Below are 630 nucleotides of genomic sequence, written 5' to 3' on the forward strand. Positions count from 1 at the left end.
CAGCCTCAGCAAGCCATAAAGTAGAATAACCTGTTGAAGTACCGATTTCTAAAATTGATTTGGCTTGCTGCATCCGAATAAATTGCGATAGTAATTTTGCAGACTCCGCCTCAATATTACGATACCGCAGCAAACGATCTGTTTGCTGAGCATCATGTCGTTTAAAGGTGTCATATAAATCGGCAACTCTTTGTAAAAAAAAAGTATTTGGCATAATTCACCCTTTAAAATCGTTATTTTATATGACAGCCGTTTGAGTTACGTACTTTGAATTAACTTAAAACGCAGCACGATACTTCCATCAGCCATTTGAACCGTTTCTGTAAACATATCTAGAGGACGTACCCAAGTTGAATAGTCACCATAAAGACACTGATAAACGACTAACTCTTCTTCAGTCTCACTATGTTTTGCCACAGAAAAAACTTGATAGAGATTACCTTTATAATGCTGATAAATGCCGCGTTGCAATGACATGAAAGTACCTTTTAATGTTATGACATAAAATCTTTACAGCCATATAACATATATAAATTTTTAAATACTTTCACTTTAAAATAGTACAAAAGATAAAAAAGCGTATTTTAGAGATAAATTATTGATCTTATTTATGAATGTTTTCAATAATTC

At 32.9% G+C, this 630-nt stretch carries 1 protein-coding gene and 1 pseudogene; both read right to left on the bottom strand.

Annotation, left to right across the window (positions count from 1 at the left end; all coding sequences use genetic code 11):
* A pseudogene (locus tag ACXM0J_RS18850) lies at positions 1-214 on the bottom strand (methyltransferase); the annotation flags it as partial.
* Positions 215-258: 44 nt separating this feature from the next.
* Entirely contained in the window at positions 259-477 is a 219-nt protein-coding gene (locus ACXM0J_RS18855; protein WP_086266292.1) for a DUF1653 domain-containing protein, read from the bottom strand.
* Between the last annotated feature and the right edge of the window lie 153 nt (positions 478-630).

It is taken from the genome of Acinetobacter sp. GRABPA_MV_2, from assembly GCF_056725885.1.